The following is a 433-nucleotide window of genomic DNA, read 5'->3' as shown; positions in this document are numbered from 1 at the left end:
AAGTAGCGCCGCCGGAACCGACCCCGGAATCGAACCGGACCCGCCCAGCGGGCAGGCCCCCGAGGGGATGGACTCCGCGGCATTCGTGGCGTTCCGCCGGCGCTACTTCGACCACGTCGCCGCTGAGGAGCTCGCCGGCATCGACCCGGGATCCCTGTCCGGACTGGTCGCCTCCCACCTCGAGCTCGGCTGGGTGCGCACCCCCGGTCAGCACCTGGTGAGGGTGCTCACCCCGACCCGTGAGCTCGACGGCTGGGACGCCGGGGGATCGACGGTGGTGCAGCTGGTCACCGACGACCGGCCCTTCCTCGTCGACAGCCTCAGCATGGTGCTGGCCCGGCAGGGGTGGAGCCTTCGCCGGCTCTTCCACCCCCAGCTGGCGGTCCGGCGCGACGCCGAGGGCGCATTCCTCGGCCTTGGCACCGCCGCCGGC

1 protein-coding gene is annotated in these 433 nt (G+C 73.4%); it reads left to right on the top strand.

The window, feature by feature from the left end:
* Nucleotides 1-433, top strand: a 433-nt coding sequence (locus tag I6F37_RS40740) for an NAD-glutamate dehydrogenase domain-containing protein (RefSeq protein ID WP_225154482.1), incomplete at both ends; no start/stop codon positions are given.

The sequence above is a fragment of the Bradyrhizobium sp. NBAIM08 genome, assembly GCF_020193935.1.
Lineage (GTDB): Bacteria > Pseudomonadota > Alphaproteobacteria > Rhizobiales > Xanthobacteraceae > Bradyrhizobium > Bradyrhizobium yuanmingense.
Note: the sequence above shows the minus strand (reverse complement) of the source record. Positions and strands in the feature narration are given on the sequence as shown.